General features: G+C 66.9%; 11 protein-coding genes. 3 read left to right on the top strand and 8 right to left on the bottom strand.

The window, feature by feature from the left end:
• Positions 1–109 precede the first annotated feature (109 nt).
• The gene (locus AZOLI_RS08685) at positions 110–322 is read left to right on the top strand and encodes an XRE family transcriptional regulator (RefSeq protein ID WP_197541510.1); all 213 of its coding nucleotides are present in this window, start codon (positions 110–112) and stop codon (positions 320–322) included.
• On the opposite strand, the gene AZOLI_RS08680 is transcribed toward AZOLI_RS08685, so the two are convergent.
• Positions 315–764: a helix-turn-helix domain-containing protein gene (locus AZOLI_RS08680; protein WP_014248241.1), complete on the bottom strand. Its 450-nt coding sequence runs from the start codon at positions 762–764 to the stop codon at positions 315–317. The two genes, AZOLI_RS08685 and AZOLI_RS08680, sit on opposite strands and share 8 nt — an antisense overlap.
• A gap of 155 nt (positions 765–919) precedes the next feature.
• On the opposite strand from AZOLI_RS08680, the gene AZOLI_RS08675 reads away from it, so the two are divergent.
• On the top strand, positions 920–1,177 hold the full coding sequence (locus AZOLI_RS08675; RefSeq protein WP_014248240.1) for a helix-turn-helix domain-containing protein: 258 nt from the start codon (positions 920–922) through the stop codon (positions 1,175–1,177).
• Positions 1,178–1,188: 11 nt separating this feature from the next.
• Here the strand turns inward: AZOLI_RS08675 and AZOLI_RS32865 are convergent, their stop codons facing one another.
• Positions 1,189–1,362, bottom strand: a complete 174-nt coding sequence (locus tag AZOLI_RS32865; protein ID WP_014248239.1) for a hypothetical protein — start codon at positions 1,360–1,362, stop codon at positions 1,189–1,191.
• Positions 1,363–1,666: 304 nt separating this feature from the next.
• Positions 1,667–1,963, bottom strand: coding sequence for a DUF736 domain-containing protein (locus AZOLI_RS08670; RefSeq protein ID WP_014248238.1), 297 nt, complete (start codon positions 1,961–1,963; stop codon positions 1,667–1,669).
• A gap of 994 nt (positions 1,964–2,957) precedes the next feature.
• Here AZOLI_RS08670 and AZOLI_RS32400 point away from each other — a divergent pair.
• A complete protein-coding gene (locus AZOLI_RS32400) occupies positions 2,958–5,138 on the top strand; it encodes a hypothetical protein (RefSeq protein ID WP_162488033.1) in 2,181 nt (726 codons plus the stop codon).
• A 75-nt stretch (positions 5,139–5,213) separates the two neighbouring features.
• Here the strand turns inward: AZOLI_RS32400 and AZOLI_RS08665 are convergent, their stop codons facing one another.
• The 5 genes from AZOLI_RS08665 to AZOLI_RS08645 form a co-directional block, all read right to left on the bottom strand.
• Complete coding sequence (locus tag AZOLI_RS08665; RefSeq protein ID WP_014248236.1) at positions 5,214–6,152, bottom strand: DUF2493 domain-containing protein; 939 nt, start codon at positions 6,150–6,152, stop codon at positions 5,214–5,216.
• A gap of 314 nt (positions 6,153–6,466) precedes the next feature.
• Positions 6,467–7,444, bottom strand: a complete 978-nt coding sequence (locus AZOLI_RS08660) for a DUF7146 domain-containing protein (RefSeq protein WP_429725857.1) — start codon at positions 7,442–7,444, stop codon at positions 6,467–6,469.
• A gap of 63 nt (positions 7,445–7,507) precedes the next feature.
• A complete protein-coding gene (locus AZOLI_RS08655) occupies positions 7,508–11,881 on the bottom strand; it encodes a strawberry notch-like NTP hydrolase domain-containing protein (RefSeq protein WP_014248234.1) in 4,374 nt (1,457 codons plus the stop codon).
• Between the two features lie 66 nt (positions 11,882–11,947).
• The gene (locus AZOLI_RS08650) at positions 11,948–14,104 is read right to left on the bottom strand and encodes a ParB/RepB/Spo0J family partition protein (protein ID WP_014248233.1); all 2,157 of its coding nucleotides are present in this window, start codon (positions 14,102–14,104) and stop codon (positions 11,948–11,950) included.
• 48 nt (positions 14,105–14,152) lie between these two features.
• Entirely contained in the window at positions 14,153–15,112 is a 960-nt protein-coding gene (locus AZOLI_RS08645; protein ID WP_014248232.1) for an ArdC family protein, read from the bottom strand.
• Positions 15,113–15,330 lie beyond the last annotated feature (218 nt).

Here is a 15,330-nt window from a genome sequence, read left to right as displayed (position 1 = left end):
ACTGATATTCTGGCGTTTGACAGCAATCAGGTCAACAGAAAAGATGCCTAACGACAGAAAAGACGTCATAACGCCCGCACAATGCCGGGCGGGGCGGGGCTTGGTCCGTATGAGCCAGGAGCAGCTTGCGGAAGCTGCGGAGGTCGGTGAGAAGACCATCGCGGACTTTGAGCGCGAGTCTGGGCGACAGCTCCATATCCGCACCCTTCGCGCCCTCCGTGCAGCGCTGGAGGCTGCCGGTGTGGAAATCATCCCGGAGAACGGCGGCGGTGAAGGGGTTCGTCTGAAGAAGGATCGGCCGAAGGAGGCGGACGTCATTTGATCACGTCCTCGACCGCGTCCACCGTCGCCTTGACCAAGTCGAAGACCCCACGGCGCACGCGCGGATCCCTGATGCGGTAGTAGCATTTTACCAATTCCAGCGTCTCCCGCCGCCCCATCGGCGGCGCTTCGGGATCGGACAGCCCGGATGCACGGGGCGCCACGTCGGGCATATCGTCGAAGAAGAAGCTGACCGGAACATCGAGGACGTCCGCCAACTGCCAGAGCCGCGAGGCGGCGATGCCGTTGGCGCCGCGCTCGTACTTCTGGATTTGCTGGAAGGTCAGGCCGACCCTCTGCCCCAGTTCGGTCTGCGACAGGCCGAGCAGTGTGCGGCGCAGCCGCAGCCGGCCGCCGACATGGGTGTCCACCCTGTCCAGGCCGGTCCCGACCTTCGGCGTGCGACCGCGCCCCCTGTGTCTCGCCTCTGGTACGACGTTCACGAAGCCTTCTCCTGCATCACGCCTTCGCTTACGGGATGCCGTTGCACCGTTTCTCCCGCGCCGGCTGTGCAGCATGGACCGTAACGCGCAGGCTCTCAACAAAATGTTACTCATAGTCTGTAGACCGATAGGCTACATGCCGGCTAGCTGTCCGGATGGATATCTGCAGGCAGGTCGGGCTCAACGTTCAGCGGATCAGGCGCACGCGCGGCTGGTCGCAGGAGCAGCTTGCCTTCGAGTCGGGCCTGCACCGCACCTACATCAGCGGCATCGAACGCGGCGCCCGCAACCCCACCATCACCGTGCTGAAGGAACTGGCCGACGCGCTGGGCGTGCCCGCGAGTGTGTTGCTGGAGTCGGATGCGGCCGCGGTTGACGAAGAAGGGACCATCGCACCGATTCGGTCATCCTAGGAAACAGCGCCTCAATCGGGCGCCGGGTCGTCGGCGGCCAGGGTCTTGAAAGCGCCTTCCCGGTCCGCGTGCCGGGCGAGGAGGGTGTCCAGCTCCCGCCGGGCCTGGACACGCTCGCGACGGGTCAGGAAGCAAGCAGCCAGTTCCATGCGGAGTTCCTGGATTTGCCGGTCGATGGTCAGCATCGGTCCCTCCTGTGTTTGAAGACAGGAGGGCTCGCACGGTGCCGGAGCGGTCCGGGTCGAGGATCGCCACAGGCGACCGGCCGGCCGGCGAGCGGGGGAGCCGAAATGCGCAGCATTTTGGGGGCACCGCTCGTCCTCGATGCGGGGCGATCCGGCATGGTAGGCTGGGAGGTCTGAAAAGGCAGATAGAACGTTCGGGAAAACGGGGATGCCGCAGGTCGGACCGCGGCGGCCGTAATGGACCAGACGGACAGACCTGCCGGTTGCAGTTCCCCGGACGGAACGCTGCAACCGGCGTGTCACCTCAGCGGGACCAGATCAGCGCGTAACCGCCATCGACTTCGATCAGGCTGGCGTAGATCGGGGCCGGAAAGCTGGGATCGTCGAGCTTGACCGAGTGGTAGGGCCGGCCGGTGTCCTTGGCGGCCTTCCGCCAGCCGGCGCCGATCTCGATCGGCCCGCACAGGGCGCGCAGGTCAGGGGACTTGTCGTGCTCCTTCTCCATAGGAACGAAGCGGGCCTTGATGTTGAGGGTGAGGGTCTTGATCGTGCCGGCGAAGGAACCGTCGTCGCCGCGGGTAAAGCTGCCGATCTGGGCCATCTGTCGTCTCCTTGATGGGGTGCGGTCGCGACCATCGCGGCCTTGATGGCGATCAAAGGGCGCCGGGCGACCGGCCCGCACCCAAAGGGCCGCAGCGCAGCGGAGGACCGGCGGGAGCCGGGCGTCTTGCCTCGCGAGGAAGCCGCGCGCCGGCCTTGGCCGAGCACGACGGGGAAGACGGTTGGCGTTCGCCGGTTGCGGGATCGAGGTCGGGCTGCCGAGGCAGCCGTCCCTGGCGCCAGAGTCGCCAGCAGACAAAGCCGCGCTGGCCGCACCGGACTCCAGACCGCTGGGGATGCCGGATGGCTCAGCGGTTTCGACCCGGAGAGGGATGGTCATGCTGGGCGCTCCCAGGCGCTCCACCATCGGCGCACTGCGGTGGCCACACCGGCAGAAGAGGTACGAACCAACCCGACCGGCCATGATTGCGCCTCGATAGAGCGGTGGAGATAGGACGCGCACCCGAACAGTGCCGAACCTTCCGAAGCCAGCATCAATGGTCCCAGGAGACCCTGGCCGATAAGGCGACCTTGTCCGTGCCGGCCGTCCGCCGTTTCGAGAGCGGCGGGAGATCGTTGCGCGGCTACGCACCGGGCAGCCTTCAACGGGCCTTCGAGGCGGCCGACCTCAGCGGCGATCCAACGGCATGACCGGGTGGTCGTTCCCTGCCTGACTGGCTGCTCCCGCGCACCGATGCTGAAGGATGCACCGGCCCGTCGCCCTCGCTTCCGCCAAAACAACGACCGCGGTAGGGATCGAAGCCCGGAGGGCCGAGACGCCGTAGGTGGCTCGGTTCACGAGAGCCCGATGGGCGGGCTTGCCCGCACAGCCGCCAGAAGCACTTATAAACCCTATGACAATACGGGATTTATGAGAAAATCACTGCGGCTTTTGAACCCACAGCGAGCGTGCAAAACATTACAAGCTAGTCTAAGTTCCACCCAAGAGATGTCTGGCGTATTTACTATTTATAATAGCGTGAGGCTTTGGTTATATGGAAAATTTTCCCAGTATTCCCGGCTACGCTGCCATTTCGTTGAAGCAACTTCATGCTTTCTCTCCTAATGAGCGGGGCGATCCCATAAAAATACAGAAACAAATTCGCAGCGCTCTTATTGGGCGTGATGCATTATCTATTCTTGCGAAATCTGGACAACAGCTTCTTATTGATTTATTGTCAGATCCCAAAAGAGAAGACGGATCATGCTTTATTGACCAACCTGCAGCTGAGATTTTACAAGCTTATATTCTTGCTTGGGGGACGGGGCGGCCTGTTCTTTCTTCGCCTCGTAGTATAATTAAATTATGGAAGCTACTTGGCGAAGATCTTTGGGCTCGCCAAGGGCCTGCACCATCAAAAAACGATGAAGGTCTCGATATAGTTATACGATTGACAAGACTGCAGACTACTTACTATCGAAATATTTTTAGCAGCGATGAAGCAGAAAAAATTTTACCGGAGATTTTTTCTCGTATTGATGCCGCCGCTGTAAAAGAAATTGGCTTCCCTCTCTCTGATTTGGTAAGGTCTCTATTTTCATTAATAGGGATAATAGTAGAGCGTGCATATAAATCATCTGATATTATGAGGGAACTATTGGGCGGACGCCTAGATAATGTCGATCTAGATAAATTGTTTTCAGAAACACCAATCGCAGCAAAGCTCTGGAATAGATGCTCAAAATACTTGCGCAGGGACGATGAACGAGCATTTACTATATTTCAGATAGCAGAGACGGCGCATGCACCTATGTTCTGCTTTGATAGATCTGACCTTGTAGACAAATTTGGCGAAAATGTTTCTAACGCTTTATTTTCTCTCGCCTTAACCCCTGGATCAATTTCAGAAAACGATTTATCGGGAGTTCACCTAAATAATCCGGTTTGGCGGCGTCCTTTTGTTAAGATAAGCCATGATACACTCATGCTGCCCTTGCCGGGGCTCATTATTAGTTTTCCTTTCTGGATAATTGAGCAAACTATACCAAAGGGCGGAAAATTGGATGCCGCTTATTCGTTGGCGCGCGCCAATTATTTAGAGGATGAGATTGAGCGACTTCTCCAAGTAGGATTGCCATCTGCTAGCGTGCATCGTGGCGTTAAATGGACTGATCCAGCAACAAACAAGACATGGGAGCACGACGTAGTAGCCATTCTTGGAAATCATGTGTTTATATTTGAGGCCAAAGCAGGGAGAATTAAAGATGCAACCCGCCGTGGCGGAAAAGAAAGTCTCGTTAAAAATTTCCGAGAATTATTTGTTGCGCCAGGGACTCAAGCTCGTCGCTTGCGCGACTTGCTGTCTACAGGATCTCTAGCTACAGGAATGCTCCATGATCGGAAAGGACAAGCCTTACCCATCAATCACAATACACCAAAGATTGTTTTTATGTTTGGAGTTTGCATTGAACACATGGCTCATTTGAGCAGTGCTCGCCATTGGTATATAGAACTTAAGCTATCAGAGCCAAAAACTCCTTGGGCTCCAATCTTATCTCTTGGTGAACTTCGCATGATATGCAGTAGACTTGATACAGAAGCCTCTTTGTTTCATTACCTAGCAAGACGATCATCAATTGATGAGTTGATAAAATTCCATGGAGATGAGCAAGATTTATTGTCAATGTACCTAATAAATGGCTTTGCTATTAACGGGTCGGATTTGGCGGGCGCAGATATAATAATGCATCAGGCTGATGCTATGGTTCGCGGTCGGTCACCGGTACCAGGTGATCGAACTCGCTTTGAGAACATCGGCGTTACTCTAACGGCATGGTGGCGACTTATCGCGGCCGAAATATACGCGACTAAGAGTTCAAAGCACCGCTTCGATATACTCGAAGCGCTTCTCAATCAACATCCTGGTGTTCTGGCTGGGATTGAGCAAAGAGTGAAGAGATGGCGATCAGGTGGAGGATTAGGTGGCGGCAATACAGCAGTAGGGCGGGTGGAGGTCGGAAATAGGGTGTTTGTAGTCGCCGTACATATGACAAAAGAGACTCCCGCAGATATTGAAGAGTTGAAATTTATATCTCGAACAATTTCAAGCGATATGGCGTCAAATATAGGGGCGACTGATTGCGTTATAATAGTAAGATCGAAAAAATCCAAAATCTCGACGTATGATGGGATTTGCTTTTTCAGATTTCAAATTAATTCAGAAGAGGAAAATTGAGATTTAATGATATATTCTTCATAAATTGTGGAAATCCGGCAGTGCGTCTTTGCGGATCGCCGGATGGGCGGAGGCTCACGCCCCACCATCACCGAAGCGCCAGACCGGAATGCCCATCGCCCGTGCCTTGTCGGCCAGGTTCTGCACGATGCCCGAGCCAGGGAAGGCGACGACCCCGATCGGCAGCGCCTCCAGCAGCCGGTCGTTGCGCTTGAAGGGGGCGGCCTTGGCATGGCGCGCCCAGTCGGGCCGGAACAGCACCTGCGCCACCTTGCGATGCTCGGCCCAGCAGGCTGCGATCCGCTCCGCCCCCTTCGGGCTGCCGCCGTGCAGCAGCACCATGTCCGGGTGCTTGGCGCGCACCTTGTCGAGCACCGCCCAGATGCGGTGATGGTCGTTGCACTCGACGCCACCGGTGAAGGCGATGCGGGGACCGGGCGGCAGCAGCGGCTCGGTCTCGGCCCGGCGCTTGGCGGCGAGGAAGTCGCGGCTGTCGATCAGCGATGCCGTCAGGGTGCGGCGGCTGACCAGCGAACCGGCGCGCGGCCGCCAGGCGGAACCGGTGTGGACCTCGAACAGCTCGGCGGCGTGGTCGCGGAAGATTTCCATGGCGGTGCGACGCTCGATCAGCGTCAGCCCTTCGGCCAGCAGCCGCTCCAGCTCGACCGAGCGGATCTCCGAACCGTCCTGCTCGCGCTGGCTGCGCTTCTGGGCGTCCTCGTTGTCGTCGAGTTCACGCTGCACCCGGTCGGCGGCGCGGTGGAACAGGTTGACGGTGGACCACAGCAGGTCGGCCAGATCGGGCTCCAACCGGGTGTCCGTCAGGGTGGAAACCAGGGCGTCGAAAACGTCGGCCAAGGCACCGCGGATGGCGGTCTCGTCCGGCAGCGGCCGGGGGTCGGGATCGTCCTGGAAGGGGCGGTGGCCGTAGAGCTGGAGTTCGACCAGCGCGTGGTCGGTGGCGGAGGCGGCGTGGCGGGGCTCGATGTCGTCGGTGTCGGGGGCGGTGACCATGACGGATCGTCCTTCGGCTGGGACCGGCCGCGCCCATCGCGGCCTTCGTGGCGATCCCTTCGCGGCGGGCGGGGCGGGTCCGCACCCTCTTGGGCCGCAGCGCGAGCGGAGGACGGCGGCGGGCGGCTTTCTTGTTTCGCGAGGAAGGCCGGCTTGGCCGGCCGGGGAAGAAAGTTGACCGCCACCGTTGCGGTCCTGCCGCGGCTGCCGCCCGATCGCCCGCTGGAAGGCCGTGGCCGCGGCCTCTCCCGGACCGGAGGGGCTGCCCGGCTCCAACCAGCGCCCCGCCCGACACTTGCCCGCTTCCCGCCTGCCTATCCGTTGCGCCCCGGATCGCCAGTCTCCCAGCCCGCTGCGCCCTCCTCTGGAGCGAGCTGCGCCCGCAGATGCGCCCGCAGCATCGCCAGACCGTGGTCCCGCAGGTCGTCGTTGAGGTCCTTGGCCTGCGGCGCCAGCACCCGGACCTCGACGCCGGCCGCGTCAGCACGGTCGCCCAACCGGTCCACGGCCCGCTGCCCGGCCGCGTCGTTGTCGCGGGCGATGTAGAGACGCCGCAGCGCCGACGGCAGCCGCAGGGCGGCAAGGTGCCCGGCTGAGAGTGCCGCCACCGCAGGCAGGACCGGCAGGGCGAGCCGCAGCGCCAGCATGGTCTCGATGCCTTCCCCCGCCGCCAGCACGTCGCGCGCCACGCCGAAGCGGACGCCGTTGCCGAGCAGGTGCCCCAGCGCCCGGCGCGGTGACGGCATCGCCGCCTTGCCCCGGCCGGAGGGATCGAGCCAGAGCCGCTGCACCCCGGTGAGCCGGCCGTCCAGGTCGGTGACCGCCGCCACCAGCGCCGGGCCGGCGACGAACCGGTCCCCGGCATCCCGGTACCAGCAGCGTGGCTGGAAGCGCAGGGGGCCGGAATTCCGGATGTCCGGAAGTCCGCGGTTGCGCAGATACGCCTCGGCCAGCGTGCCGGCGACCGGCAGGGACCGGGCGAACAGCCGGCGGGCGGCCTCCGGCGATCCGGCCGACACCGGCGCCTCACGATCGCCGGGACCAGGGCCGATCCTCGGTTGGCCGAGAAACGCCCGGGCCTCGGCCAGAACGTCGCGCAGGCGGTCGAGCCCCCGGTTCGCCCCGATGAGATCGAGCAGGTCGCCGTGCTCGCCGGTGGCGGCGTCGGCCCATTTGCCGGCGGCGACGCCGTGCAGGTGGACGTAAAGGCTGCCCCCTGGCGTGCCCTGAACGTCGCCGATCCGCCAGTAGTGGCCCTCCCGCCGGCCAACCGGCAGGTAGCGCCGGCACACCGCCTCGGCCTCCCGCGCGAGGCGTTGCGCAATCTCCGACGCCGCGGACATGGTGCCGGCCGCTCACGCCACCGTCCGCTCGACGACGCGCAGCAGCGGGTGCCGTGCGAGCAGTGCCGCGAACACCGCCGCTCCCCGCTCGCCCACCGGCACGAACAGCCGCAGGCTCCAGGCGATGATCTCCCCCGTCAGCCCCAGCGCCTTCAGCCGGTCCACCATCCCGCCGGTGAAGCCGAACAGCTCGACGCGATGCGCGCCCGCCACCGTCACCCGGCGCAGCCACAGCCCGTCGGCCAAATGCAGGGCCACCCGCTCGCCTTGCAGCCGCGTCCAGGCCTCCTCGACCGACGGCACGGGAACCGCCGCCCCGGCCCCAACGCCGAAGTTCCGCTCGACCTCGGGCAGAACGTCCGGCGCCACCACGCGGCCGATGATCCGCTCGCCCGCGTCGGTCTGCAACCGCACCACCCGCAGGTTCGTGTCCGGCAGGCGCCGCCACACCGGCAGCAGCAGCCCGGTCACGAGGTGGAGCGTGCTGGTGGAGAAGTCCGGCACCGTGGCGACCTCCGCCTCCCAGGCGGCCGAGAAGGCCGGTGGTTCGGCCGGACGCCATTGGCTCTGGGCAAGTTCGGCCAGCGTCACCGTCACCCGCTCCATCGGCCGCAGCAGCCGCACCCGGCGCTCCACCGTCCCGTCGTCCAGCATCAGGCTCGCCGCCGGCACCGCCACCGCCGCCCGCCCCGAGCGCGTGTTCACCAGCAACCGGGCCTGCGGTCCGGCACCGCGTTCCAGCGCGTCCTCCGCACCCATCGGCTGGTTGCGGTCGCGCCGGGCCAGGGTGAACAGCCGGGTTTCCGCCCCGGTCGCCGCGTGGGTGTGGAGCGTCCGCCGCCCGGTGACGGTGAAGCTGTCGGCCACCAGCGTCTCGACGCCGCGGTCGTAGGTGCCCGACGAGATGGCCCCCTCGATCCTGGCGGTCAGCAACTGCTCGAACACGCCGAACAGCGTGTTCTGCAAGCCGATGGTCAGCGCCAGCAGCCGGTTGAGGAAGGTGGTGATCGGCGGCAGCTCGTCCCGCAGGCCACCGTCGCGGTCGCTCAGGGACAGCCCGGTCGCCGCCTCGAAGTCCCCCAGCGAACAGCCCTCGACCTTGCCGGCGTGCAGCAGGCCGTAGAGCTGGCGCAGGGCGGCACGGGCGTAGACGGATTCGAGGTTGTCGTCGGCGCGGAACAGGCCCTGACCGCCGGTCTGGCGCTGGCCGCGGGTGATAGCCCCCAGCGTGTCGAGCCGGCGGGCAATGGTGGAGAGGAAGCGCTTCTCGCCTCGGACATCGGTGGCGATCGGGCGGAACAGCGGCGGTTGCGCCTGGTTGGTGCGGTTGGTCCGCCCCAGCCCCTGGATGGCGGCGTCGGCCTTCCAGCCGGCCTCCAGCAGGTAATGCACCCGCAGCCTCTGGTTCTTCGCCCCGAGGTCGGCGTGATAGCTGCGGCCGGTGCCGCCGGCGTCGGAGAAGACCAGGATGCGCTTGTCGTCGTCGAGGAAGGCCTGGGTCTCGGCGAGGTTGGCCGAACCGGGGCGGCTCTCCACCGCCAGCCGCTCCAGCCCGCCGGGGTCGAGCTTGCGCACGATGCGCCGCGAGCGGCCGGTGACCTCGGCCACCATCTCGACGCCGAAGCGCTGGACGATCTGGTCGAGCGCCCCCGGCACCGGGTCGAGCGCCGCCAGCCGCTCGATCATGCGGTCGCGCCGCTCGACCGCCTCCCGGCACAGCACCGGCTGGCCGTCCCGCCACACCGGCCGCGACGACAGGGTGCCGTCACCGTCGGTGAAGGGCTCGTGCAGGTGCACCGGGAAGGAGTGGGCCAGATAGTCGAGCACGTACTCGCGCGGCGTGACGTCGATGCGGATGTCGCCCCATTCCTCGGTGGGCAGATCGGCCAGCCGGCGCTCCATCAGCGCCTCGCCGGTGGAGACAAGCTGCACTACAACCGCGTGGCCGGCGGCGAGGTCGCGCTCGATCGCGCGCAGCAGGGTCGGCGTCTTCATCGCGGTGATCAGGTGGTTGAAGAAGCGCTGTTTGGCGCTCTCGAAGGCGGAACGGGCGGCGGCCTTGGCGGCGCGGTTCAGGGTGCCGCCGCTTCCGGTGACATTGCTGGCCTCCAGCGCTGCGTTCAGGTTGGCGTGGATGACCTGGAAGGCGGCGGCGTAGGCGTCGTAGATCGCGATCTGTCCCGGCGTCAGCCGGTGCTCGACCATCTCGTAGGCGACGCCGTCGAAGGAGAGCGAGCGGGCGCTGTAGAGGCCGAGGGCCTTGAGGTCGCGGGCCAGCACCTCCATGGCGGCGACCCCGCCGGCCTCGATGGCCTGGACGAACTCGGCACGGGTGGCGAAGGGGAAATCCTCGCCGCCCCACAGCCCGAGGCGCTGGGCATAGGCGAGGTTGTGCACGGTGGTGGCGCCGGTGGCGGAGACGTAGAGGATTCGGGCCTCCGGCAGGGCATGCTGGAGCCGCAGGCCGGCGCGGCCCTGCTGGGACGGGGTGCCGGCGCTGCCCTCGCCGCCGAAGCCGGCGGTGCCGCCGGCGTTGCGCAGGGCATGGGACTCGTCGAAGACGATGACGCCGTCGAAGTCGCGGCCGAGCCAGTCGACGATCTGCTGCACGCGCGGCACGGCGTTCTCGCCGCCGTCGCCGCGCAGCGTGGCGTAGGTGGTGAAGAGGATGCCGCGTTCCAGCGTGATCGGCACGCCGGGCCGAAAGCGCGACAGCGGAGTCACCAGCAGCCGCTCCTGGCCGAGGGCCGACCAGTCGCGCTGGGCGTCCTCGATCAGGGTGTTGGACTTCGAGACCCAGAGTGCGCGCTGGCGGCCTTTCAGCCAGTTGTCGAGCAGGATGCCGGCGACCTGCCGGCCCTTGCCGGCGCCGGTGCCGTCGCCAAGGAACCAGCCGCGGCGGAAACGCACCGCCCCATCGGCCCCCTCCGGCGCGGCCGAGACGCTGTCGAAGGTCTCGTCCACGATCCAAAAGCCGGCGAGGTGGCCAGCGTGCGCCTCGCCGGCGAGGATGACGCTCTCCAACTGGGCGTCGGAGAGGGTGCCGCCGGTGACCAGGGCGGCCGGCAGATGCGGGCGGTAGCGCGGTTTGGGCGGCGCGACCGAAGCCATGGCGGCGGACTGCACCAGCGGCGTCGGGTGTGGCCGGGCGCCGGGGATGACAATGGATTGCAGTGCGTAGGGCTCGTAGAGGCCGGCGGTGAGCCGGGCGTCGGCGGGCGGCGTCCAGTCGCGCGTCTCGTAGACCAGTTCGACCGCCGTCGGCTCCATCGGCGCCATGGTCCTGGGGCTGGGCATTGCCCGGCGCGCCTTTCGTCCCGCCGCAGGCCGGGCCATCATCGGCCGGAGCGGCGTTGTGGACGCGGCCATCGGTGCACGGTATGGAACGGCCTGTCGGACCCAGCCGAGCAGCGTCGCAACGTCGGGGGCGGTGCCCAAGGAGGACGGAAAGACGGTCGGGTCCTCGGCCGGGATGCGGTCGATGACGGTGAGGCGGGTGTCGACGGTGGTGCCGTGGCGGGCGTAGACCTTGCCGTCAACGGCGGCGGAGAAAATGACCCGGCCACGCTCCTGCACGCGGGTGAAGGCGTCCCGCCACGCCGGATGATCCGGGGACAGCCCGGCACCGGTGACGGCGACGAGACGCCCACCCTCGGCCAGCCGGGCCAGGGCCGCGGCGATGTGCCGGAGCGCGGCGTCGGCCACCCGGCCGTCCACCGCGGCCAGGGCCGAGAAAGGCGGGTTCATCAGCACCACCGTCGGCACCACCGCCGGATCGAGGTGATCGTGCAGGCTGGCGGCGTCGAACCGGGTTACCGGCACGCCGGGAAACAGCCGTTCCAGCAGGCCGGCCCGGCTGTCCGCCAACTCGTTGAGAACGAGCGAGGCCCCGGCCAGCTCGGCGAAGATGGCCAGCAGGCCGGTGCCGGCGGACGGTTCCAGCACACGGTCGGCCGGGGTCAGCGCCGCGGCCGCGGCGACCGCAGCAGCCAGCGGCAGCGGGGTCGAGAACTGCTGGCGGGCCTGGCTCTCCTCGGAGCGGCGGGTCTGGGACGGCAGCAGCGCCGCCACCCGCGCCAGCAGCGCCGCGAAGGCCGCCGGGTCACCGGCCCGGAGGCGTATGGCGGCGCCGAAGCGACGGAGGAACAGAAGCTGCGCGGCCTCGCCGGCATCGTAGGCCAGCTTCCAGGTCCAGGCGCCCTCGGCGTCGGTGCCGCCGAAGGCCGCCGTCATCGCGGTGCGCAACGCTGCGATGTCGATGGCACGGCCGCGTTCGAGGTCGGGCAGCAGCCGCTCGGCGACGGCGAACAGGGCGGCGCCCGCGGTTCCGCGCGCGGCGGCACGGGCGTCCGCGGGGAAACCGCGGGCATCGGCGATCATGGTCATGGCGAACCTCCGGATGAAGGAAGGGAAGAAGGCGGAGCGGCCGGGCGCCACTCCGCCACACCGCGATCAGGCCGCCTTGGCGGGAGCCTCCTCTTCCTCATCCCCCGGACCACCGGCGCCGGTCAGGAAAGCGGGCAGAGCATCGGTGCCCGCACCGCCGACGCTGTCGCCGCTGTCAACCGCGTCCCCATGATCGACCACGTCTCCATCCCCGGCCGTCGGGGCTTCCTCCGGCCGGGCGCGCAGCGGTTCCGGCAGCCAGCCGCTGCCGGCGAGCAGCCGCTCGGCCTCCTTCGCCATGTCGCCTTTGCGCAGATGGTCGATCAGCCGGGCTGCCTCGGCGCCCCGCGCCTCCCGCACCGCTTCGAGGATGCGCATCTTCGGCACCCGGCCGAGATAGCTGTCCACCGTTGCCGTCCAGCCTGCCGCCACCATGTCCAGCCCGACCGCCCCGGCCAGCACGTCGGCATGGGCGGCACGCTGCGGCGCCCGGTTCCAGGACTCATGCACGGCGTTGACGCCCAGAGAGACGCAGTGGGCGAACAGCGCCACCCGGCTGGCGCCGTCGAACCCCAGCAGCACCGTCCACAGCTCGTCCGGCTCCCGCGGCAACTGCTCGGCCCACAGGCGCTGGCGGGCGTCGATCGCCTTCGCCGCGGCGCTGGCGGCGAGGTCCGGCGGCTGCACGCTGAAGGTCGCGCTCTTCACCTCCAGGTCGAGGCAGGAGCCGCTGCCCCGGTGATAGAACAGGCGCAGGCACAGCGCGTGGAGCGCCGCCAGGAAGGCGGTGTCCGGCTCCCGCGCGAGCGCGTCGCGCAGCGCCAGGGTGCGGTGGACGCTCAGCTCGGTCAGCAGCCGGTCGGGCAGCGGGCGGATGGCGTCCTCCTCATCCGCACCGTCCGATCCGGTGGCGGGGATCGGCGCGGGTGCCGAGACCCGGCTGCCGCCGATGATGACGGCGGGTTGAGCCGCGACAGTGCCGCCGGCACCGCTCACCGGTTCGGCTGCCGGGGCGTCATTGCTGCCGGCCACCGGCACCGGCTCGACCGGCGCCTCGTCCTCCGGCCGCACGTAGCCGCGGTCGATCTGGAGCCGGCCCTCGGCATCGACGCTGACGAACACCCCCGCCCGCGCCACCTCGGCCGACTCGAAGACCAGCGGCCGCTCCTCCAGCTCCCGCAGCGCGACGTCGATGGCGTTGAGCCGCTGCGACGAGGTCTCCAGCGCCTCCAGGTCGGCTGGATCGGTGTTCTCCAGTTCCTCGTACTCGGTGTGCAGCGCGTCGTAGGTGGCCTGTTCGGCCTCGGTCAGCGGCACCGGCTCGCCGGCCAGACGGCGCAGGCTCCGGCTGTGGCCATAGGGGAAGGCCAGCGCCGCCTCCACCCACTTCCAGCCCTCGGCCCGGATGATGGCGGCCTCGGCCTCCAGCTTCTCGGCGACCAGCCGGTCGAGCAGCGCCGGATCCTGCAACCAGCCGCCGTCGTCGAGCTGGAACAGGTCGCGCATCACCATGCCGCCGGCCGCCGCATAGCTCTCCAGCCCGACGAACAGCGCCCGCTTGTCCGAGGCCCGCACCGCCCCCTCGGTCAGCAACCGGCGGATCTGATAAGGTTCGCGGCTGTAGGCGCGCGACAGCGTCTCCCACACCTGCTCCTGGCGCGCCCGGTCGTCGGTGACAGTGAAGGCCGTCAACTGCTCCAGCGTCATCCGCTCCTCGGCGTAGGCGTCGAGAAGGGCCGGGGCGACGGCGGCCAGCTTGAGGCGCTGCTTCACCACGGCGGGGGCGACGAAGAAGCGGGCGGCGATCTCCTCCTCGCCCAGACCCGCCTCGCGCAGGGTCTGGAAGGCGCGGAACTGGTCGAGCGGATGCAGCGGCTCGCGCTGCAGGTTCTCGGCCAGCGAGTCCTCCTCGGCGAGGCCGCCGCTACGCACCACGCAGGGGACCGGCTGGGTCCGGCTCATGCGCTTCTGCCGGACCAGCAGTTCCAGCGCCCGGAAGCGGCGGCCGCCGACCGGCACCTCATAGACTCCGGTCTCGTTGCCCTCGGCGTCGAGCACCGGCCGGACGGTGAGCCCGTGCAGCAGGGTGCGCCGGGCGATGTCCTCGGCGAGCTGCTCGATCGAGACGCCGGCCTTGAGCTTGCGGACGTTGGCCTGGGACAGCACCAGCTTGTTGAAGGGGATGTCGCGCGAGGTGCTGAGGACGATCTTGGCGACGGCCATGGGGATGATCTCCGCGACGGGCGGCCGGGAGCCTCTCTCCCGATCTCCTCACCCGTCCCCCCGATCCCCACCCCCCTCTTCCTCTCTTCCGGGCATGGTGCCTTCGGGCAGGCAAGCAAGCAGATAATCAGCGGCTCGGCTGGCCTGACTGGCGGCCCGGACGATGGCGCGATCGTCCTCGCGCAGCACCTCCAGCCAGGTGCCGATGTAGTCGGCATGGCGGACGGTGGGTACGATGCCGAGGGCCGCGCAGAGAAAGGCCGAGGCGATCTCAGCCACCAGCTCCTCGAACGCGTATTTCCGGGAGCCGAAGGCGCCGGACAGGTCGCGGCCCAGCCGGCTGGGATGGCCGGTGCTGTGACCCAGCTCATGGAGGGCTGTGCGGTGCCAGTTGACCGGCTCGAAGAAGCTCTGGGGAGCCGGCACCTGCACGCAATCGTGCTGGAGATGGTAAAAGGCCCGGTCGCCGCCGATGCGGACCTCCACCCCGCTGGCGCGGATCAGCGCTTCGGCCCGCGGCAGGATCAGTCCCGCCGGAATCGGCGGCGGCATCGGGGCGATGTTCTCGGGCAGGCCGTCGCACTGGTCGGTGTTGAAGACAGTGAAGCGCTTGAGGAACGGGATCGGCTGGGCGGTCTCACCTTCCTCGCGCGCCCTAAGGCGCTCGCGGTCGGGAACGAAGCGGGCAGCGTAGACGATTGTGGTGCCGCGCTCGCCCCGGCGGACGGTGCCGCCCAGCGCCTGGGCCTGCCGGTAGGTGAGCCATGTCTGGCCTGAGAAGCCGCCGGCGAAGACGGCTCCCCACAGGATCAGAACGTTGATGCCGCTGTAGGGGCGGCCGGAAGAGGCGTTGCGCGGCAGGCCGAGGGAGGCGGTGTCCGCGCCTCCCCACGGCTGGACCCAGGGCAGCCGCCCGGCTTCCAGTTCGGCGATGATGCGGGTGGTGATCTCGGCGTACAGGCTGGCGCGCCCGGAAGCAGGCTGGGCGTCTCGCAGGGCATGAGGCATGACAGGTCTCCGCGACGGACCGGCCGGAGGCCTTTCCTCCCGCTTCCAAGCCCGTCATGGTTCCCCTCCCGGCCCTCTCCCTTTTCGGCGCGGTGCCGCAACAGATGACAGGGGGTTCCGGATTGCCGATTTCGATCCTCTGGCGCCCTCTCACCCAAGCTCCATTGGCGGGGAGCTTGGCGCGGATGGCCTATGTCATGGTTGGAGTCCCCCCTCAG

It is taken from the genome of Azospirillum lipoferum 4B, assembly GCF_000283655.1.
In the GTDB taxonomy this organism is placed as follows: Bacteria; Pseudomonadota; Alphaproteobacteria; order Azospirillales; family Azospirillaceae; genus Azospirillum; species Azospirillum lipoferum_C.
Note: the sequence above shows the minus strand (reverse complement) of the source record. Positions and strands in the feature narration are given on the sequence as shown.